The 19,980-nt window shown below is 43.0% G+C and carries 15 protein-coding genes and 2 pseudogenes; 7 read left to right on the top strand and 10 right to left on the bottom strand.

The genetic code is table 11. The features are described 5' to 3' along the window. Window positions 1–74: 74 nt before the first annotated feature. The 4 genes from P7F88_RS22845 to P7F88_RS22830 all read right to left on the bottom strand — a co-directional run bounded on the left by P7F88_RS22845 (window position 75) and on the right by P7F88_RS22830 (window position 4,539). Window positions 75–1,337: an outer membrane protein transport protein gene (locus P7F88_RS22845; RefSeq protein WP_277828572.1), complete on the bottom strand. Its 1,263-nt coding sequence runs from the start codon at window positions 1,335–1,337 to the stop codon at window positions 75–77. A 366-nt stretch (window positions 1,338–1,703) separates the two neighbouring features. After that, window positions 1,704–2,960 carry an outer membrane protein transport protein gene (locus tag P7F88_RS22840; RefSeq protein WP_277828570.1) on the bottom strand — a complete coding sequence of 419 codons (1,257 nt, stop codon included), beginning with the start codon at window positions 2,958–2,960 and terminating at the stop codon, window positions 1,704–1,706. A 294-nt stretch (window positions 2,961–3,254) separates the two neighbouring features. After that, window positions 3,255–3,971, bottom strand: coding sequence for a DUF3379 domain-containing protein (locus P7F88_RS22835; protein WP_277828568.1), 717 nt, complete (start codon window positions 3,969–3,971; stop codon window positions 3,255–3,257). Further along, window positions 3,964–4,539: a sigma-70 family RNA polymerase sigma factor gene (locus tag P7F88_RS22830; RefSeq protein WP_277828566.1), complete on the bottom strand. Its 576-nt coding sequence runs from the start codon at window positions 4,537–4,539 to the stop codon at window positions 3,964–3,966. The genes P7F88_RS22835 and P7F88_RS22830 overlap by 8 nt, the downstream gene beginning before the upstream one ends. A gap of 512 nt (window positions 4,540–5,051) precedes the next feature. Here P7F88_RS22830 and fadI point away from each other — a divergent pair. Together fadI and fadJ are read left to right on the top strand one after the other, a co-directional pair. Continuing rightward, window positions 5,052–6,358, top strand: a pseudogene (gene fadI, locus P7F88_RS22825) (acetyl-CoA C-acyltransferase FadI). Further along, complete coding sequence (fadJ, locus tag P7F88_RS22820; RefSeq protein ID WP_277828564.1) at window positions 6,358–8,466, top strand: fatty acid oxidation complex subunit alpha FadJ; 2,109 nt, start codon at window positions 6,358–6,360, stop codon at window positions 8,464–8,466. The pseudogene fadI and the gene fadJ overlap by 1 nt, the downstream one beginning before the upstream one ends. Before the next feature lie 135 nt (window positions 8,467–8,601). Here fadJ and crr read toward each other — a convergent pair whose 3' ends face one another. From crr to cysZ, 5 genes are all read right to left on the bottom strand, one after another. Further along, a complete protein-coding gene (gene crr / locus P7F88_RS22815; protein ID WP_277828562.1) occupies window positions 8,602–9,111 on the bottom strand; it encodes a PTS glucose transporter subunit IIA in 510 nt (169 codons plus the stop codon). Between the two features lie 41 nt (window positions 9,112–9,152). Next, a complete protein-coding gene (gene ptsI, locus P7F88_RS22810; RefSeq protein WP_277828560.1) occupies window positions 9,153–10,880 on the bottom strand; it encodes a phosphoenolpyruvate-protein phosphotransferase PtsI in 1,728 nt (575 codons plus the stop codon). Between the two features lie 154 nt (window positions 10,881–11,034). Then, window positions 11,035–11,292: an HPr family phosphocarrier protein gene (locus P7F88_RS22805; RefSeq protein ID WP_275129855.1), complete on the bottom strand. Its 258-nt coding sequence runs from the start codon at window positions 11,290–11,292 to the stop codon at window positions 11,035–11,037. 300 nt (window positions 11,293–11,592) lie between these two features. Beyond that, a complete protein-coding gene (gene cysK / locus P7F88_RS22800; protein WP_277828558.1) occupies window positions 11,593–12,561 on the bottom strand; it encodes a cysteine synthase A in 969 nt (322 codons plus the stop codon). 171 nt (window positions 12,562–12,732) lie between these two features. Beyond that, the gene (gene cysZ / locus P7F88_RS22795) at window positions 12,733–13,464 is read right to left on the bottom strand and encodes a sulfate transporter CysZ (RefSeq protein ID WP_277828556.1); all 732 of its coding nucleotides are present in this window, start codon (window positions 13,462–13,464) and stop codon (window positions 12,733–12,735) included. Between the two features lie 221 nt (window positions 13,465–13,685). Here cysZ and zipA point away from each other — a divergent pair, with 221 nt between their 5' ends. From zipA to cueR, 5 genes and pseudogenes are all read left to right on the top strand, one after another. After that, on the top strand, window positions 13,686–14,546 hold the full coding sequence (gene zipA, locus P7F88_RS22790) for a cell division protein ZipA (protein ID WP_277828554.1): 861 nt from the start codon (window positions 13,686–13,688) through the stop codon (window positions 14,544–14,546). A gap of 133 nt (window positions 14,547–14,679) precedes the next feature. Next, window positions 14,680–16,700 (top strand): annotated as a pseudogene (ligA, locus tag P7F88_RS22785) (NAD-dependent DNA ligase LigA). Between the two features lie 460 nt (window positions 16,701–17,160). After that, a complete protein-coding gene (locus P7F88_RS22780; protein WP_277828552.1) occupies window positions 17,161–18,213 on the top strand; it encodes a porin in 1,053 nt (350 codons plus the stop codon). Between the two features lie 84 nt (window positions 18,214–18,297). Then, the gene (locus P7F88_RS22775; RefSeq protein ID WP_277828550.1) at window positions 18,298–19,077 is read left to right on the top strand and encodes a hypothetical protein; all 780 of its coding nucleotides are present in this window, start codon (window positions 18,298–18,300) and stop codon (window positions 19,075–19,077) included. A 36-nt stretch (window positions 19,078–19,113) separates the two neighbouring features. Then, the gene (gene cueR / locus P7F88_RS22770; protein ID WP_277829258.1) at window positions 19,114–19,506 is read left to right on the top strand and encodes a Cu(I)-responsive transcriptional regulator; all 393 of its coding nucleotides are present in this window, start codon (window positions 19,114–19,116) and stop codon (window positions 19,504–19,506) included. 21 nt (window positions 19,507–19,527) lie between these two features. On the opposite strand, the gene P7F88_RS22765 is transcribed toward cueR, so the two are convergent. Then, complete coding sequence (locus P7F88_RS22765) at window positions 19,528–19,980, bottom strand: NfeD family protein (RefSeq protein WP_277828548.1); 453 nt, start codon at window positions 19,978–19,980, stop codon at window positions 19,528–19,530.

Raw genomic sequence — 19,980 nt, 5'->3', positions numbered from 1 at the left:
TTTCTCAGCCTTTTTTAGTATGGAACATTCCGTGATGAGCTAAAGCAAATGTCCGGAATCTAACTACTCGCTACTTAGAACTTATAGCTTGCCTGTGCGCCGAAGATCCAAACGTGGCTTGAAGTTGTGCCTTCGAATGTACCTAATGTAGACTCTTCTGTTACGCTCGCTTTCTTACCAATAATGTAAGTCACACCAGTGTCTAAAGTTAATTTTTCAGACCAGTCATAACCAGCTCCCACGCTCAACCATGTACGGTTAGTGTCCGGTATTGTGATGCTTCGTGTTTCATCTGTTACTGCTTCCATATCGTAAGCGATGCCTGAACGTAGCCTTAACTTTTTATTCAGTTGGTATGTTGTACCTATAGCAAAGCGGTAGTTATCGTCCCAGTTCTCTTCTTTAATTAGAACCGAACCAATCGCATCAACCTCTGCTTGTAGCTTCTTGAATGAACTCCAGTCTGTCCAGTTAATGCTACCATGTACGGCTAAACGATCACTTAGTTGATGATAACTAGCAAGTTCGGCTGTAGCTGGTAAGGTTAGAGGGAGGTATCCGCCAGAACTTACAGTAGTGTTCAGCTGGTTAACGTATACAGTTGCATTACCTTCAAGCTTAAGATCGACAGCAGACTTATAGGCAAAGCCAACACGGTTATCGTCATTGATCTGCCAGGCGACGCCCGCTTGCCATCCCCAATCAGTAGTATCTCCTTCAACAAAAGCCATAGTACCTGTGTAATTAGGGTTGACAGCTGCTGCGTAATTAGGGAAAGAAGAGCCTATTTTGCCTTCTGCCATAACGTAGCGAACACCAAAACCTGCACTAATTGCTGATGTGACCTGATAAGCCGTGTTTAGGTTCACTTCGCTAGTGGTGATTTGAGCCTGGTCACCATGATGGCTGCTCTCAAAATTTACGCCCAGGTTGGTCTCCATCGCATAGTTAGTACCAATTGCCAGGCCAATAGCGAACTTATCGTTATACCTGTGGGAAATATATGCGTTCGGGATCAGCCCATCTTCAGCATAGTCACTTGAAGAGGTAGCAATGCTGCCAACTCCGGGAATCGTCTCTGTACCCTCGATATCTACATTTGGGTCTACGTAAACCGCACCAACAGATACCTGTGTACCCTCAAGATACGTTAGCATCGCAGGGTTACGCCATTGAGCGCCAGCGTTATCCGCCATAGCGGCTTCGCCAGCGTAGGCACGTCCTAGGCCGGTAGCGGAGTATTCCGCTAACTGAAAACCAGCCGCGTTAGAGTGAGTAGAAACTGTGAGTAAGCTACAAGCGATAGAAGTAGCCAGAATAGACTTGTTAATTTTCATTATTGTATTCGCTGAAATTCCGTTTTTGCTTCTTTAAGCAGATTTATCCCATTTTTTAAGAAACCTTGCCAAGAAGCTTAATTAATAGGGGTTTAGTACGGGGAAGATTCTAAGGTTGGAGTATTTACTTTAAAAATACTATGAAACAATTTTGTAAAAAATGAAACAATGTGCTGTAAAAAAGACTAGTGGTAAAACATATGCCTAGAGCATATGCTCTAAAAAATTAATTTCAGCTAACAAATGTGCGGTAGAAAGGGAGTTACGGCTTACAGTCGTAAGTTTAAATGTGTGGTTTGGTGTACGCTGAAAATTAAAAGGGCTGATAAAATCAGCCCTTTATGACAGTCTATGTTTTAGCTATTCTTAGAAAGAACGGCTGTACTGTAGACCAATCAGGATAGCGTCAGCGTGTGTGGTACCTTCCATTGTTGATAGGTTAGGTATAGAGCCTAAAGTTGGATGTCCGCTACCGTAATATGGATTTGGTGTAGACTCACTTACATTTACATCTTTACCTACTAGGTAGGTGAAACCAAAGTCAATATCCGACTTCTCATTGATATGGTATGAGAAGCCGGCAGAGAACCAATGTCTGTCTGAATCAGGCACTGAGAACGAAGTAGTTTCGTCTTGGGCTGATTCGTCAAACATATAACCAGCTCGCAAAGTCCAGTCCTGATTCAAGTAGTATGTTGTACCAAGAGACAAGTGGTATGCATTTTTCCAGTTGTACTCTTTTAGAGTACTACCGTTAAGGGTTACAACATCAAACTCACTCCAGCGAATGAACTGAGCACTATAGTGTACTGCCCACTTTGAGTCTTCGATTCGGTGGTAACCAGAGAACTCTGCCATATCTGGTAAAGGAAGGGTAATTTCTTGATTACCATCTTTAGCATCTACATCTGGACTGTATCTATAAGCAAAGCCATAACGATTGTTCTCATTTGCTTCGTAAACAGTACCAACATTGAATCCAACACCCCAACCATCAGCACCGTCAACGTTTACGATACTAGAACCACCTACTGTAGGCAGGTTGTTGCTTAGAGAGCGTTTTAGTGTTCCTTGCCCATAAATGAAATCAATACCAGCACCAAGGCTCCATTTATCATCTATGCGGTATGAACCAGCAAGGCCTAGGTTCATGCTCAGGATTTCTGTCTCACCACCGTATTCAGAACCTACAAAGCTGCTACCAAACTCAGTTTTCGTACCAAAATTTGAATAAGCGTTAACACCCCAGGCAAACTTATCGTTGACTGGCACTACTAGGTGGATGTTTGGCGCGTAAGAGGTTGCACCTGCATCGTCATAGTTAGAAGATGTAGCCATAGCATCTGAGCCAAATGGCTTGTATTGGGCATCTTTAACTTCAATCATGGAAGTAATAGAAACAACACCAAGCGACAAAGATGTTTCATCAAAAAGTGCCATTGTTGCTGGGTTACGGGCCATAGAAGATGCGTTATCAGCAATAACTGCATCACCAGCAAATGCGCGGCCTAGGCCAGTCGCTGATTGAGAGTTAAGCTGGAATCCGGCTGCTAGCGCTTGCTGAGAGCTAAGAGCGATAACAGTAGCGATAATTGTTTTTTTAAACAGACGCGTATTACTCATTAGGTTATTTCCTTTTGTTTTCGCCTCTTTTAGCGGGCGTTTTTTGAGTTTTCACTCGATTTGGTGGCTGATACTAGACTGTAGTATATGCAGAAGAAATCCGACCATTGTCTAATTTGTTAACAAAATGCTAAAAGTGGTGGCTATGTAGCAGGAAAAGTGTGATAAATCGCACTTTTTAGAGCGTAAGCTCTAAACGGTTGTTTTAAAGAGATGATTAAAAAACCCTCAAATTGAGGGTTTTTGATGCTAAAACACGTGAAGTTCGTGCAACTATCAATATAAATGCGGCTTTCAATGCATTGGTTGGATGATAGGTGTCAGTGTTGAGGCAATTTTTTGTATATCCTCTCCTTCGCTACCAACCAGAATCATGCTGGAGTCTTTTACCGGGATCACAACACCGGACATTCCATCCTTATTGAAGTCGATTTCCTTCTCAGAGCCGATATTGGTTACAAACAGAGTAATCCTGCCTTTTTCTCCCTCAAACACCATATGTAGAGCATTAGAGGCGCCAAAACCGCAATGGTTAAGGTAGTAAACGTGATATGGAAACTCTTCTGTAAACTGATAAGAAAACGGAGCAAGCTTCATGTTTACTTGTTTCGATGTTACTTGTTCGTCCAGCCTATCAGTAAATGGCGACTCATGTTCCACATGCTCTATAGCTGTGTCTGCCAGGCTGGCGTATGCCGGGCTAACCAATAATGGAGACCAGTTCACCTGCCCAATAAGTACACCTGCAGTAAATGCTACTGTCGCAGCTATTGCCAGTGCGCGTTTGGTGAACGATGATTTCACTGGCTCAGATGTCTGATTGAATAGTATTCGATCTGCTAAATCATCCGGCACATCTACTTTAAAAGCATCTTCTAGTTTTGCATCGAGTTTAAAGACATCGTCAGCAAAACGTGCGTTTGCTTCACTGTTTTCTATCGCACTCAGTAGTTCTTTATCTCTGAACTTTGGCTCCGATAATATGCGACGACGAAATTCTAAATCATCCATTTTGAAGCCCCCTTACGTTTTCGTTGCTGTCCATCATTTCTTTGAGCTGGTTTCTAGCTCGAAATAGTCTTGTCATAACGGTGTTCTTGTTCAGATCCAGGATATCGCCTATCTCTTCTCCGCTAAAGCCACCGATTACTTGCAGAAATAATGGTTCCCGATATTCAATATCGAGTTTCATTATCTGCGCTTGTAACCATTCTTGCTGGTGATGGGCATCGTCGCTGACCTTAGTTTCTGCACTATGGTCATCGATATCTACCAGCTCCAACTGTTTCCTTTCGAAACGTCTTGCATTTTCCCTTCTGAGAATGGTGATCAGCCAGGATTTTGCGGCTTTATCATCCTGAAGACTATCAAGAGATTTCCATGCACGCAGGCATGTTTCCTGAACCAAATCTTCTGCGACCATTTTATCTTTACATAACCAGTATGCATATCGATAAAGATCTCTGTGATAAGCCCGTACAAGAGCTTCGTATTTTCTTTGCTTGTCCATATCAGAGTTGACCGGACTAGTCTTACTTTTCTTTCCGAAAAGATTAATAATCGACACCTGAGCCTCCATTTGCCCTTCAGTCGTCCCCGGTTTAATGCAAGATCACTTGTGGTAAATCGACCTAAAATTGATCTACTTCAAAATCTCACATCTCTATAGCGTTATAGTTAGTCATGTCATCTAGCTAGCTTTCGGGCTAGTATGTTGAGCAAGATGACACTTCCTTTTGAAGGCTGACTTTACTTTCTCCTAATCAGGAAACTGATTATTTCAATTGGCGTAAGTTAATTGTTTTATAGAAATTCCAACCACACAGATTCGTGTGGTTTTTTTTGCTTTATTTTCTTACTTTATAACATTTTAGCCATTTATTCACATGCTGTATCGTATCCGATTTAAACGCAGTGGTTAACATTTCACATCTCGCCTTTTTCTTTTTCTCTAATTTTAAGTTTATATTTTTCATTTGGTTACGATCGTCAATGAAATTAATCTCACGTTTATTTAAACGGATGTTTGAATAAATTAACAATTTCGTTACAATGCGTTCAGGTCAGACCTCTTTAGGTAAAGGAGAAGAAATGCGCAGACAAGAAGTCAAAACTCGTTCTGGTGAACGAATTGCGGTCGTTGCTGGTTTAAGAACGCCGTTTGCCAGGCAGAGTACAGAGTTTGGACAAGTTCCCGCTGTGGATCTTGGTAAAATGGTGGTGAGTGAGCTGCTTGCCCGTACTGAAGTTGATCCCGCTTTAATTGAACAGGTTGTGTATGGTCAGGTAATTCAGATGCCTGCTGCACCGAATATTGCCCGTGAAATTGTTTTGGGTACGGGGATGAACATTAACACGGATGCTTACAGTGTTACCCGAGCTTGTGCTACCAGCTTCCAGTCTGCCGTGAATGTCACCGAGAGCATTATGGCTGGTAATATTGATATAGGTATCGCTGGTGGAGCAGATTCTACGTCAGTGCTGCCAATTACTGTTTCTAGAAAACTTGCTTCTAGCTTGCTAGCGCTAAGCAAGGCTAAAACGTTGGGTCAAAAACTCAAGATCGCTCGCAAGTTATCACTAAGAGATCTGGCTCCAGTGCCTCCCGCTGTAGCTGAGTATTCGACGGGCTTAACCATGGGGCAAACAGCCGAACAGATGGCTAAATCTTATGGTATCACTCGTCAGGAGCAGGATGAGTTAGCTCACCGTTCTCATAGCAACGCGTCAAAAGCCTGGAAAGAAGGGCTGGTTCGCGATGAGGTAATGACTGCTTTCCCTGAACCTTACACCAAGTGGATCGGTGAAGATAACAATATACGTCACGACTCTCAGCTGGAAAGCTACGCTAAGCTGCGACCTGCATTTGACAGGAAGTTTGGAACGGTGACAGCTGCAAACAGTACGCCACTTACAGATGGTGCCGCAGCTGTTATGTTGATGCGTGAAGGGCGCGCAAAAGAGCTGGGATTAGATGTTCTGGGATACATTCGTTCCTATGCATTTTCTGCTATCCAGGTTGAGTACGACCTATTGATGGGGCCTTCATACGCCACTCCTATGGCTCTCGACAGGGCCGGAATTGAACTAAGTGACCTGGATCTGATTGAGATGCATGAGGCGTTTGCCGCACAAACTCTGGCGAACGTTAAAATGTTTGCCAGTGATAAATTTGCTCAGGAGCAGCTAGGACGCTCTAAAGCGATAGGCGAAATTGATATGGACAAGTTTAATGTTCTTGGAAGCTCAATTGCTTATGGTCATCCATTTGCCGCAACGGGTGCGAGGATGATGGTTCAGACACTTCGCGAACTAAAAGAAGAGGAGGCGGCTTAGCTCTTAATACTGCGTGTGCTGCTGGTGGATTAGGCGCGGCAATGGTATTGGAGGTTGAGTAATGAGCGAGATGAAATCACTAAGCTTTAGTATTGATGAAGATAAGGTTGGCTGGCTGTCACTTGATGTTGCTGACGAAAAAATGAATGTGCTTCGCGGTGACCTTATTGAGGAGATGGAGCTAATTCTTTCTGAGCTAGAAGCGGGTATGACCGACATCAAAGGGTTAGTTATCTGCTCTGGAAAGCCGGATAGCTTTATCGCTGGTGCTGATGTAAAGATGCTTGATGCTTGTGAGAGCGCTAAAGAAGCAGAAGAGTTGGCTGCAAGAGGCCAACAGGTTTTTGGTCGAGTTTCTGCGCTTAAGTTCCCAGTAGTATCTGCTATTCATGGCGTTTGTTTAGGCGGTGGTCTGGAAATGGCGCTCTCCTGCGATTACCGAATCTGTTCGGATGATGATAAAACCCGCTTAGGTCTACCGGAAGTTCAGTTAGGTTTGCTCCCCGGTTCTGGTGGTACTCAGCGCCTGCCTAGGCTGATCGGTTTGCTTCCGTCCCTAGGTGTTATTCTTACGGGTAAACAGCTAAGAGCTAAGAAGGCTAAGAAGCTAGGTCTGGTTGAAGAATCAGTACCCGAAAGCATATTGCTGGATGTAGCTAAAAAATATGCGTTAAAGAACAAGCGGAAGGTTAAGACCACCAATAAAGAGCGCATGATTTCCCGTAATGGCCTGGGTCGAAAGGTTATTTTTGATCAGGCATCAAAGAAGGCAAAGCAGAAAACTCGGGGAAACTATCCTGCTGCGGATGCCATTTTAGATGTGATCGAATATGGTCTGAAAAATGGTATGAAAAAAGGTCTGGCATACGAAGCTCAGGAGTTTGGTAAGTTGGTTATGACGTCTGAGTCAAAAGCTCTGCGCTCTATCTTCTTTGCTACGACAGAGATGAAAAAAGATCATGGTTCAGATGCTATGCCTAAAACTGTCTCTAAAGCCGCCGTGTTGGGCGGTGGACTGATGGGAGCGGGTATAAGCCATGTAAGTATCGCAAAGGCCAAAGTACCCGTGCGGATTAAGGACATTTCCAATGACGGTGTCCTAAATGCAATGAAGTACAATTACAAGCTGTTTGAAAAACAGAGAAAACGCCGAATTCTATCGAAAGCACAGGTACAGGCGAAGATGCTCTCTCTGTCAGGTGGAACGGACTTTACGAGTTTCAATAATACAGACGTTGTAATAGAGGCGGTGTTTGAAGATCTCAATCTTAAGCAGAAGATGGTTGCAGATATAGAATATAACGCCAAGAAAGAGACCATTTTCGCAACCAATACATCCTCTCTTCCTATCCATAAAATTGCAGAAAAAGCAGAGCGTCCGGAAAATGTAGTAGGTCTGCACTATTTTAGCCCGGCAGAGAAGATGCCGTTAGTGGAAGTGATTCCACATGAAACGACGTCTGATGAGACTATCGCGACAGTTGTTGAGTTTGCTCGCAAGCAAGGTAAGACGCCAATTGTGGTAAAAGACACCGCTGGTTTCTACGTAAATCGCATTCTCGCTCCTTACATGAACGAATCGGCGGAGATCTTGTTAAGTGGAGAACCAATCGAAGTGTTGGACGATTCGCTACTTAACTTCGGCTTCCCTGTTGGGCCAATCACCCTTCTTGATGAGGTAGGTGTGGATATCGGCGCCAAGATAATTCCTATTTTGGTTAATGAGCTTGGAGAAAGATTCCAGGGGCCGGACGTTTTTGACATTCTGTTAAACGACGATCGAAAAGGGCGTAAGAGTGGAAAAGGTTTCTATACCTATAAAGGTAAAAAGAAAGAAGTGGATAAGTCTGTCTACAAGCTTCTTAACCTAACTCCTGAGAAGAAACTATCAGAAGAGGACATAGCGTTACGCTGCATTCTCCCAATGCTAAATGAAGCCGTACGTTGCCTGGATGAAGGTATTATCCGCTCTGCTCGTGATGGTGATATCGGCGCTATTTTTGGTATTGGCTTCCCTCCATTCCTGGGTGGACCATTCCGATTTATGGATCAGTACGGGATCGAGAATCTGGTAAATAAAATGAACGAATTTGCTGAGAAGTACGGTGATCGTTTCGCTCCATGCGATGGTTTATTGACCCGAGCAGGAGTGGGGGAGGGGTTTTATTAGTCTGGGTGACAGGTGACAGGTGACAGGTGAGGCCTGTTACCTGTAAGACGAAGTCCGTCCTGTTACCTACAACCTAAATACAAAAATGCCCGCAAAAGCGGGCATTTTCAATCTTACTGATTACAAAGAGTAATCTTACTTAGTAACACGAAGAACTGGAGTTTCACCAACAGTTACAGAACCAGCAAGTTTGTTCAGCTCTTTGATTTCGTCCATGTTAGAAATAACAACTGGAGTAAGAGTTGATTTCGCTTTCTCTTCTAAGAATGCTAGATCGAATTCGATGATAGTGTCACCAGCTTTAACGGACTGACCTTCTTCAGCGATGCGAGTAAAACCTTCACCTTTTAGTTCTACTGTATCGATACCGAAGTGAACAAATAGTTCAATACCATCGTCAGACTCGATAGAGAATGCGTGGTTAGTTTCGAAAATCTTACCAATAGTACCGTTAACTGGAGCTACCATCTTGTCACCCGCAGGTTTGATTGCGATACCATCACCAACAATCTTTTCTGCGAAAACAACATCTGGCACATCTTCAATATTAACAATCTCACCAGATAGTGGTGCGATGATTTCAATTGCTCCTGCATCAGCGCTGTCGTCAGATACTAGCTTCTTCAGTTTGTCAAACAGACCCATGTCGTGCTCCTAAACGTTTAACTTTATTCTAATGAATTATATTAGCAGTTTGTTTTTTCTGCGATAAATTTTTCAACGTGCGCTTCAATTTCTGCAGCAGTTGCCATTTGCAGAGCTTCATCTGCCATTGCCTTAACTTCTGCGTAGTTCGCATTACGGATAACTTTCTTAATGCGAGGAATTGAAATACCGCTCATACTAAACTCATCTAGCCCCATACCTAGAAGAAGTAGAGTAGCGCGCTCGTCACCAGCCAGCTCACCACACATGCCTGTCCACTTACCTTCTTTATGAGAAGCGTCAATCACTTGCTTGATAACTGTAAGTACAGCAGGTGATAGTGGATTGTACAAGTGAGAAATTAGCTCGTTACCACGGTCAACCGCTAGAGTATACTGGGTTAAGTCGTTTGTACCAATACTAAAGAAAGAAACTTCTTTTGCAAGGTGGTGTGCAATAGCAGCAGCAGCCGGAGTTTCAACCATAACACCGATTTCGATTTCTTCGTCGAATGCCAGGCCTTCTGCGCGAAGTTCTGCTTTATATTCTTCAATTGCTTTCTTCAGTTCGCGAATCTCTTCTACAGAGATAATCATTGGGAACATGATGCGAAGCTTACCGTGAGCAGATGCACGTAGGATACCACGTAGCTGATCACGAAGGATTTCACGGCGGTCAAGGCTGATACGAACAGCACGCCAGCCCAGGAATGGGTTCATTTCCTGAGGAAGGTCCATATATGGTAGATCTTTGTCACCACCGATATCCATAGTACGGATAATTACAGACTGGCCATTCATTGCTTCAGCAACTTCTTTGTATGCCTGGTACTGTTCTTCTTCAGTAGGTAGTGCAGTACGGTCCATGAATAGGAATTCAGTACGGTAAAGGCCAACACCCTCACCACCGTTACGGTTGATGCCGTCACAGTCTTTAACTGTACCGATGTTGCCGCACACTTCTACGTGGTGATCATCAAGTGTTACTGCAGGAAGATCTTTCAGCTTAGCCAGTTCTTCTTTTTCTGCAAGGAACTCATCACGAATGCTCTTAGCTTCAGCTAGTTCTGCTTCAGAAGGGTTTACAATCAGTTTGTTGTTGATTGCGTCAAGAACTAGTGTATCGCCGTTTTTAACTTGCTTAGTGATGTCGTTAGTACCAACAATCGCAGGAAGCTCTAGAGAGCGAGCCATGATTGATGTGTGAGAAGTACGACCACCGATGTCACATGCAAAACCAAGAACGTAGTCTAGGTTGATCTGAGCAGTTTCAGATGGAGTCAGGTCGTAAGCAACCAGAATTACTTCTTCATCAATATCTGCCAGAGAAACGATGGTGATACCCAGAGCATTTTTAACAAAGCGCTTGCCGATATCACGGATATCCGTAGCACGCTCTTTTAGGTATTCGTCGTCAAGAGATTCAAGAGCAGAAGCTTGCTCTTCAATCACTGTGTGAATTGCGTTGTCAGCGTATAGCTTGTCATTTTTAATCAGAGAAAGAATCTCTTCTTCAAGCTCTTCATCTTCTAAAAGCATGATGTGGCCTTCGAAGATAGCTTCTTTCTCTTCACCTAGAGACTCAAGAGCTTTTTGTTTTACAACTTCTAGTTGCTGTGATGACTTGTTACGAGCGTCAAAGAAGCGCTGTACTTCAGCTTCAACCTGATCGTCTGCAACAGTGCCTGTGTTAAGTATAATTTCGTCTTCTTGAAGTAGCAGTGCCTTACCGAAAGCAACACCTGGGGATGCTAGAATGCCTGAAATCATCGCCGTACCTTAAACTGATATATTTGATGGAAGAGTGGTTGTACTTTTTGCCTTAGGTGATAAACCATTCAGCTCGTACATATTTCTATATGCTCAATCCAAACAAAGCCATTTTGTCGAACAACAAAATGGCTTTGTTAAGGATTTGGCGATATTAGTCTAGCTTGTCCATTAGAGCTACTAGGTGATCAACAGCCTGCTGAGCCTGAGGACCTTCTGCTGAAATAGTTACAACAGTACCTTTTACCAGGCCAAGAGTCTGAAGCTTGAATAGGCTCTTCGCACTTGCGCTCTTACCATTAGAAGTAACGTTGATGTCCGCGTCAAAAGACTTAGCTTCTTTTACGAACTGAGCTGCTGGACGAGTGTGTAGGCCGTTCTCTGCAGTGATTTCTACTTGCTTCTGATACATGTGATATACCCCAATATTGATTTGATTGTATTTTTTAAAGTATTAACCGACAACGTTTGCTGTTTGTATTGATCCTGCCACTATTTGGGTCTCAGATCATGGAATTTTAGCACTATGTCAGTCTTAACCTGGTTATAAGCATCATGTGCTTATAACGGAATATTATGTAGTTGTTTTATTTTGATGCTAGAAATAAAACAAGGCTGATATTACCAAAGGTGGGAGTAGCGTCAATAAAAAAAGCCCCATAAAGGGGCTTTTTAATTCAAAATTTGATTTCAACACATATTTGTTACGAAATTATTGCTCTGTTTCTTTTTCAGTAAATAGACCTGAGAATAGTGCTGTACTTAGGTATCGTTCACCTGAGCTAGGTAGAACTGTAACAATTGTTTTACCTTCAAACTCTGGTAATGCTGCGATACGATTTGCAGCAACAACCGCTGCACCTGAAGAAATGCCTGCCAGAATACCTTCTTCTTCCATTAGGCGGCGAGCCATTTCAATTGCTTCATCAGAAGTTACTGTTTCAACGCGATCCAGTAGTTCTAAATCCAGGTTACCAGGAATGAAACCGGCACCGATACCCTGAATTTTGTGTGGAGCTGGCTGAACATCATCACCCGCAAGCACCTGACTAATTACCGGAGATTCGGCTGGTTCTACAGCAACAGCGGTGATTGCTTTGCCTTTAGTGTTTTTAATGTAGCGCGCTGTACCTGTGATAGTACCGCCTGTACCAACACCAGCGATAAATACATCCACTTCACCATCTGTCGCTTCCCATACTTCAGGGCCGGTAGTTTGCTCGTGAATAGCTGGGTTAGCCGGGTTTTCAAACTGCTGAAGCAGGATATATTTAGTAGGGTCGCTTGCAACGATCTCTTCTGCTTTCGCAATTGCGCCTTTCATGCCTTTCGCTGCTTCTGTCAGCTCAAGGTTTGCGCCCAGTGCTTTTAGAAGCTTACGACGCTCAAGACTCATTGATTCAGGCATGGTCAGAGTGAGTTTGTAGCCACGAGCCGCTGCAACAAACGCAAGAGCAATACCCGTGTTACCACTTGTTGGTTCAACAATTTCAACGCCAGGCTTAAGTTTGCCAGACTTTTCTGCTTCCCAAATCATGTTCGCGCCAATACGGTCTTTTACCGAGAAGCTTGGGTTGCGTGCTTCAATTTTAGCCAGAACATTACCGTTACTGACTTTATTCAGGCGTACAAGTGGAGTGTTACCAATAGTTAGTGAATTGTCTTCGTAGATCTTGCTCATGTCTGAAATTCCTTTCGTTTTCGGTGGCGAGGTTTTACTTCTCTCGTGCTATGGATACAGAATAAGCGGGAACGAAAAATCAGGAAAGGATCAAAAGGTTATAAGTTATGGAGATCTGGTTATCGTCAGTGAAATCAACAACCAGATCTTATATCTGACAGGGTAAATTGATTATTTGTGGTTTAACTTAAACTCATTTACCCACATTGCTGTTGCGCCACAAACAGCTACAGGCATGACTATTAGGTTAAGGATTGGTACTGCAGTGAAAATAGCGACCATTGCTCCAAATCCATAAGCTTTTGATTGATTCTGTTTTAAATCATCTCGCATCAATCGAAATGGCACTTTGTGATTATCAAACGGATAATCACAATACTGAATCGCTAACACCCAGGATGAGAACACAAACCATAGCACTGGGCCTACAGTCTGACCTAAAGCAGGTATCAAGAGCAGGACAAAAAGACCAATGGCCTTTGGTGCAAAATACATTAACTTCTGCCACTCTCGTGCAAGGATTCTGGGTGTATCTTTTAACAGATCCAGTACGCCTGAGCTTGTGTCTGGTTTGCCACAAAGCTTTTCTTCTACCTTTTCTGCCAATAAGCCATTAAAAGGCGCGGCTATAAAGTTCGCGATGGTACTAAAAAAATAAGAGAAGGTACCAAGAATCGTAATCGTAAGGATTGGCCAAAGTAAGTAAGAGAGCCATGATAGCCAGTCCGGAACATAACCCATCCAGCCGGTAATCCAATCATTCAGATTGGAAAACAGGTAGAACATCGCCCCACCGAGCAATAAAATGTTTGCCAGTAAAGGAAATATGACAAAGCGGCGGATGCCGGGTGTCATTGCGATGCTAAATCCCTGGAAAAAATAACCAACTCCACTTTGTTTCATTAAACCGCCCTAAAATTTCTTTGTTGACCGAGGTAATCTGAGTATCCGGCTATTGTACTTGTATTGAAAAAGAAAAAAGCGTGCAGCGAATCACAAGGTTTCTTGAACATCTTGCATTAATTTGTTCAAAAACTTCATAGAGTTTTGGTAAAGTACGTTGATTAGCTAATAAAAATGATGTTCAGCGTCTGATAATGCTGGATCGATATGAGAAGTGAATAATGCAGGAATTGCGATTAGTACTCATTGTTGTAGGCGGCCTGGCCATCCTGGCGCTTTTGATTCACGGCCTGTGGTCAAATAAAAAGGAAGGCAAAACAAAGTTTGGCTCAAAAGCTGTAGAGTTAGATGATGACTTGCCAATGGATAGTCATCAGGAAATGCCGCTTGATGATTATGAAATCATCCGTAAACCAAAAGGTGAGCCAGGTTTTGGCGCCAAAAGAACTTTCGCTGACGACCCGCTGGAAGACCCTCTCGATTCACACCAGCGCTTTGAAGAACAACCTCTTGAAGAAGAGTTGCCTACGGTTAATATCTCTTCAGATAGCATTTTGGATGATCCAATTGTTATCTCTGAAGTAGATGTGCAGGAAGCGCCGGGGATTGATGTTGAAGGTGAAACACCTGCGGTATCAGAACCAGAAGAACCTGCTGAACCTGAAATGGAAGTTATCGTTCTGAATGTTCATACCTCGGATGATATTCCGTTTGTTGGAACCAGGCTGTTTGACAGTATGGAGCAGAACGGTCTGAAATACGGTGAGATGGATATATTCCATCGTCATAATGACCTTTCTGGCTCTGGGAAAGTACTGTTTAGTGTTGCTAACATGATGCATCCAGGAACATTAAAACATGATGATCCTGAAACCTTTACTACCATGGGTATCTCCTTCTTTATGACGTTACCTTGCTTTGGCGAAGCCGATCAAAACTTTAAATTAATGCTGAAAACAGCGCAGCAGATTGCAGATGACATGGGTGGCAATGTTCTGGACGATCAACGCCATCTGATGACACCAGACAGACTATCTGACTACCGCGCGCAGATCAGAGCCTTTAACGATCGAACAAAGTAACATCGATCAACATTAAAAAGTGTTAATACAAGGGCTCCTAAAGACGGGAGCCCTTGAAGTTTCTACTAATTAGTATAACCATCAATAAGAGCCACCCCGATGGCAACCTATTTCAAGATATAAGTGTATTGATATGTCCATAACCGCTAAAGAGAAAATCAGTCAACTCCGAGAATCTATTCATTATCACGGAGTGAAGTACTATGTTGAAGATAACCCTGAGATCCCGGATGCGGAATATGACCGTTTGATGCGGGAACTTTTAGAGCTGGAAGGTGAGCATCCTGAGTTAGTGACGATGGATTCTCCAAGTCAGCGAGTGGGTGGAGCGCCATTAGATGGTTTTTCTCAGGTATCTCATGAAATTCCGATGTTGTCTCTAGACAATGCTTTTAGTGATGAAGAGCTGGAAGCGTTCCAGAAAAGAGCTCAAGATCGCCTTATCGGTAGCGAAATTTCGCAATATTGCTGCGAACCTAAACTTGATGGTTTAGCTGTAAGCTTGTTGTATGAAAACGGTACACTTGTACAGGCGGCTACCCGAGGTGATGGTACTACAGGCGAAAATATCACCGAAAATGTACGCACGATCAATGCTATTCCACTCAAATTGCAGGGTGATGACTGGCCAGAAAGAATAGAAGTGCGTGGCGAAGTATTTATGCCTAAAGCGGGATTCGAAAAGCTGAATGATAAGGCTCGCGCGAATGGACAAAAAGTATTTGCAAACCCTCGAAACGCAGCAGCGGGAAGCTTAAGGCAGCTGGATTCTAAGATTACAGCATCACGACCGCTCAGCTTTTATGCATATAGTGTTGGTGTTGTCGAAGGTGTTGAATTACCGGGCAGCCACTATAATCGATTCCTGAAGCTGAAAAGCTGGGGATTACCTATGTGCCCTGAGACCAAGTTGGTTGATTCTTTAATCGATGTGAAGAGCTACTATCAGGACATACTAACTCGTCGTGATGGGTTAGCTTATGAGATTGATGGAGTGGTCATCAAGGTTGACGATGTTGAAATTCAGGAATCTTTAGGGTTTGTTGCCAGAGCACCGCGCTGGGCAATCGCCTATAAGTTCCCGGCTCAGGAAGAAATTACAACCCTTAATGACGTTGAATTTCAGGTAGGAAGAACAGGCGCGATTACGCCAGTCGCTAAATTAGAACCTGTGTTTGTCGGGGGGTTACAGTAAGCAACGCTACTTTACATAATGCTGATGAAATAGAGCGATTAGGCGTGAAAATCGGCGATACGGTAGTGATTAGGCGAGCTGGTGACGTTATTCCGCAAATTACTGGAGTTGTGCTAGAGCGCAGAACAGAAGATGCAAGAGAGATCGAGTTTCCAACCCGATGCCCGGTTTGTGAGTCTGAAGTTGAGCGTATCGAAGGCGAAGCAGTTACTCGCTGTACTGGTGGTTTAGTGTGCCAGGCTCAACGAAAAGAGGCATTAAAACACTTCGTTTCCAGAAAGGCGCTTGATGTCGACGGCCTTGGAGTAAAGGTTATAGAACAACTGGTTGACAAAGAAATGGTCGAAACACCAGCCGACCTGTTTAAGCTCTCTCCTGGGGTTCTTACTGCTCTTGATCGCATGGGGCCTAAATCCGCACAGAATGTTGTAGATGCTTTAAATAAATCTAAACAAACGACATTGCCGCGATTTTTATACTCTCTGGGAATTCGCGAAGTTGGTGAGGCAACGGCTGCTAACCTGGCTATGCACTTTAAGTCTCTCGACTGCATTGAATCAGCAACTCACGATCAGCTTATTAAGGTGCAAGATGTAGGTGAGATTGTTGCAAGCCATGTCGTGAGCTTTTTTCACCAGGATAAAAATCAATCTGTTATTCGTGATTTGATAGAACAAGGCATTCACTGGCCTGAAATTGAAGAGTTGTCTGAAGAAACACCTCAACCTTTAGCAGGGAAAGTCGTTGTTTTAACGGGCTCCTTATCACAGCTAAACCGAAGTGAGGCAAAGGCTGAACTGCAAGCATTAGGAGCTAAGGTTACAGGCAGTGTTTCTAAAAAGACAGATATCTTATTTGCTGGTGAAGCTGCTGGTTCAAAACTTACTAAAGCTCAGGAGCTGGGAGTTGAAGTAAGAGATGAACAAGCACTCGTTGACTTAATTAACTCCGTTAAATAAATCCATCCATATTTGCTAAAAAAGCACTCTTTTATGAGTGCTTTTTTATTGTCTATTCGATTCAAATTTCTTTTCGTTAATATGCGAGACATGTCTGATTAATTATCGGAAGGCGTTTTTCACTTCCAGTTAAACGGATTACTCATTAAAAATACTTATAAAACATGCACTAAAAATTACATTCGCATCAAAAATAAAAATAATCGAATGCATTTAATGTGTGTATGTGATTCGGATCAATGTTCTGTAAAAACTTTGCAGGCCATCATATTTTTTTAAAAGAAAAATAAGTTTTTGTTGGATATTTTGTTACGTAAATTTAGTCTATTTTACATACCGGAAGGTGGTAAAGCTTGATTTTTAAGACTTATCTCTGGGTATAAAAATAGTTTTTCTCTACGGCGGCCAACTAAAGAGAAAAAACTAAAAAACAGCTTTATAAATTTTTAGGAGTTATTCCATGGAAAAAATGTTTCGACGCACCCTTGTGGGTGCAGCAGTGGCAATGGTGTCTTCAGGTTCATTCGCAAATGAAACTGGTCAGGTTGGCATCATTTCAGATTTCAATGTTTCAGCGTATGGTGTTGCAGCTATTTCTGCGTTTTATCAGGAAGATGGCACGGGCTATGATTACGAGAACGAGTCTCGTATTGGATTTCGTGCTAATAAAGATATGTTCGATAACGTGAACGTATTTATGCAGATTGAGTCTGGCTATGTTGGTGATGATGGAGCCAATGGTAAGCTGGGCGCACGTGATACTTTTCTTGGTTTAAGTGGTGACTGGGGTAAAGTGCGTTTTGGTCGTATGTTGACACCTTTGTATGAAATCGTTGACTGGCCATATTCTAACCCTGGCTTAGGACGTGTATTTGACTGGGGTGGTGATGTTAAGGCTCATTACGACCGTAAAAGTGATATCGCTCGTTATGATTCACCAGCATTTGGCGGGTTTACTTATAGTCTTTCTGTTGGCCGTGGTGATACAGGTACCGATGGCTCACATCATGTTGGTGCTTCTATGCACTACACGGTAGCTGAGACTGTAACACTTCATGGCGGATATGAGTCGAATTCTAAGTATGGTGGTTCAGAAATCGACTCTACAGCTTATATTGCTGGTTTTGAAATTCCTCTACCAGGTGGTTTTGGTATCGCGGGTGCTTATAAGTACAACGAAGGTGAGTCCAAGCATGATGGTAAAGGTGCGGATGGCCACGGAGCAGCGGATTACAGTGGTCAGGAAGCAAAACAGTCTCAATACTCTATTATCGGCCAGTACTGGAATGGTCCATGGGGCTTCAAGCTAGGTTACGCATTTAACGAAGAGTCAGAAGTAAATGGCGTGAAGCTAAATGATGACGAATCTGTAATTTCGGGTCAGCTAATGTATGTGAAAAATGGCTTTGTTCCATACCTTCGTGTAGGTTCACACAATGCTTACAACGACGGTACTGATGGCAAAGACAAGGACAAAATGTTTGCACGTGTTGGTCTAGAATACGGCTTCTAATCTAGTTAATACACTTTGCCTTTTATTTGACGCTGGCATAGTACCAGCGTCTTTCTTATTTAACCAAAAGGAGTTTTAGGGCATATGCAAAAAGTTCTGACTGTTCTTTCTACTGTTTTGTTTGTCGGTTGTACTACTTTAGATTCCGACAGTAACTTTGATGATGCTATTGCGGCGGTTAACACGAAGCACAATTATAAACAGATAGTAGCCAAGCCTTTATCCCCAGTAGTAGAGACTCTTTTCGGAGCCAATTTGGTTGACTCAAAACTCACGTTGGTGGGGAACTACTCGCAGACGCATACCAATATACCGAGTTCATACGTAAAACTGGATGTAACTACGTTTAAATCATACACAAACTACAGCACAGTAAAATATAAAGAGGGAGTTGTCTCTGTTGAAGAATATGCTCCAACCGCAGAAACGTGTTCCGATAATTGTACTACGACCCAGTTTTTAAAATTTCCCGTAGATAACAGCGTACTAACTGAAGTTGGCGAGGATGGGCTTAATTTCGAGCTGAATAACGCCAACAATACAGCTAGGTATAACTTCCATATACCTGGTGGTTACATCAATGCAGTAACTGAACTTTTTGATCATGGTGCAGGTCAACCTGTAGTCACGACAGTTGCTGAAAAAGAGAGCAAGTCGAAACCAATAGATATGGTTGAATATTGGTATCATGAAGCTAGCTCCGAAAGCCAGTCACGTTTCACTAGCTGGGCGTTTGAGAACCGGGCGTCGATTTCACTACCGTTTTCTGCAACTAATAAACCTGAAGAAATGATGGAGTACTGGTTCGGCAAGGCATCAGTTGATGAAAGAAAGACTATTTTATCCTGGTTGGTAGTACAATAAGCGTATTGTCGAATATATGTGACTCCAACAAAAAAGATGAACATCAGCGAAATCGCAAAACTTACCAACCTGTCCTCAAAGTCGATTCGCTTATATGAAGACAAAGGCATTATCAGTGCGCCAATGCGTGCTGATAATGGATACCGCCAATATAGCCAGCAACATATTGACGAACTTATAATTGTTGCTCGAGCCAAAAGGGCGGGTTTTTCTCTTGATGAATGTAAAGCATTAGTAGAGCTGGCTCAGGACAACCAAAGAACAAGTGCTGCGGTTAAACAGAAAGCAGCGGATAAGCTTGTTGAAGTGGAACAGAAATTGACTGAGTTAAACGAAATTAAAGCGCAGTTAGAGAAGTGGATATCAGAGTGCCCTGGAAACTCTGAGTCTGAATGTCCAATTATCGATGACTTGAAAAAGGGGAGCTGACCCGGCTTCCCCTTCTAATTATTACTCGACAGGTTCAATGGTTAATACGATACCATCCACATCGACAACTTTAACCAGAGTCCCGGCTTTGATGTCCTGATGACATTTGGCTGACCAGGTAGTGTCACCTATACGAACCCGACAGCTTCCCTGAAGTACGTCGGCTTCAACACGTGTGGTTTTGCCAATCATCTGCTTCTCTCTTTGGTTGAGAAAACTATCCTTTTCAGAATCCTGGTCTTTTTTATGCTGATAACGCCACCACAACCAGGTGGTAAACAGTGAAAAACAAGCAAAGCTAACCCACTGTATCTGCCATCCTAAAGGCAAAACCGCCAGAATAAGCCCAACCACTATTGAAGATATACCAAGCCAGAGGAAGTATCCTGCAGTGCCCAATAATTCACCAGATAATAGCAACAGGCCAAACGCTAGCCAGTGCCAATGATTAACCTGCTGTAGTAACTCTATCAA

Origin of the sequence: Vibrio hannami (genome assembly GCF_029589055.1) — a bacterium.
GTDB classification, from domain to species: Bacteria; Pseudomonadota; Gammaproteobacteria; order Enterobacterales; family Vibrionaceae; genus Vibrio; species Vibrio hannami.
This window is presented reverse-complemented; position numbering and strand designations above follow the sequence as displayed.

Excerpts from the sequence above, each read along its gene's own strand:
- P7F88_RS22845 (WP_277828572.1), bottom strand. The coding sequence starts at position 1,337 with ATGAAAATTAACAAGTCTATTCTGGCTACTTCTATCGCTTGTAGCTTA.
- P7F88_RS22840 (WP_277828570.1), bottom strand. The coding sequence starts at position 2,960 with ATGAGTAATACGCGTCTGTTTAAAAAAACAATTATCGCTACTGTTATC.
- P7F88_RS22835 (WP_277828568.1), bottom strand. The coding sequence starts at position 3,971 with ATGGATGATTTAGAATTTCGTCGTCGCATATTATCGGAGCCAAAGTTC.
- P7F88_RS22830 (WP_277828566.1), bottom strand. The coding sequence starts at position 4,539 with ATGGAGGCTCAGGTGTCGATTATTAATCTTTTCGGAAAGAAAAGTAAG.
- fadJ (WP_277828564.1), top strand. The coding sequence starts at position 6,358 with ATGAGCGAGATGAAATCACTAAGCTTTAGTATTGATGAAGATAAGGTT.
- crr (WP_277828562.1), bottom strand. The coding sequence starts at position 9,111 with ATGGGTCTGTTTGACAAACTGAAGAAGCTAGTATCTGACGACAGCGCT.
- ptsI (WP_277828560.1), bottom strand. The coding sequence starts at position 10,880 with ATGATTTCAGGCATTCTAGCATCCCCAGGTGTTGCTTTCGGTAAGGCA.
- P7F88_RS22805 (WP_275129855.1), bottom strand. The coding sequence starts at position 11,292 with ATGTATCAGAAGCAAGTAGAAATCACTGCAGAGAACGGCCTACACACT.
- cysK (WP_277828558.1), bottom strand. The coding sequence starts at position 12,561 with ATGAGCAAGATCTACGAAGACAATTCACTAACTATTGGTAACACTCCA.
- cysZ (WP_277828556.1), bottom strand. The coding sequence starts at position 13,464 with ATGAAACAAAGTGGAGTTGGTTATTTTTTCCAGGGATTTAGCATCGCA.
- zipA (WP_277828554.1), top strand. The coding sequence starts at position 13,686 with ATGCAGGAATTGCGATTAGTACTCATTGTTGTAGGCGGCCTGGCCATC.
- P7F88_RS22780 (WP_277828552.1), top strand. The coding sequence starts at position 17,161 with ATGGAAAAAATGTTTCGACGCACCCTTGTGGGTGCAGCAGTGGCAATG.
- P7F88_RS22775 (WP_277828550.1), top strand. The coding sequence starts at position 18,298 with ATGCAAAAAGTTCTGACTGTTCTTTCTACTGTTTTGTTTGTCGGTTGT.
- cueR (WP_277829258.1), top strand. The coding sequence starts at position 19,114 with ATGAACATCAGCGAAATCGCAAAACTTACCAACCTGTCCTCAAAGTCG.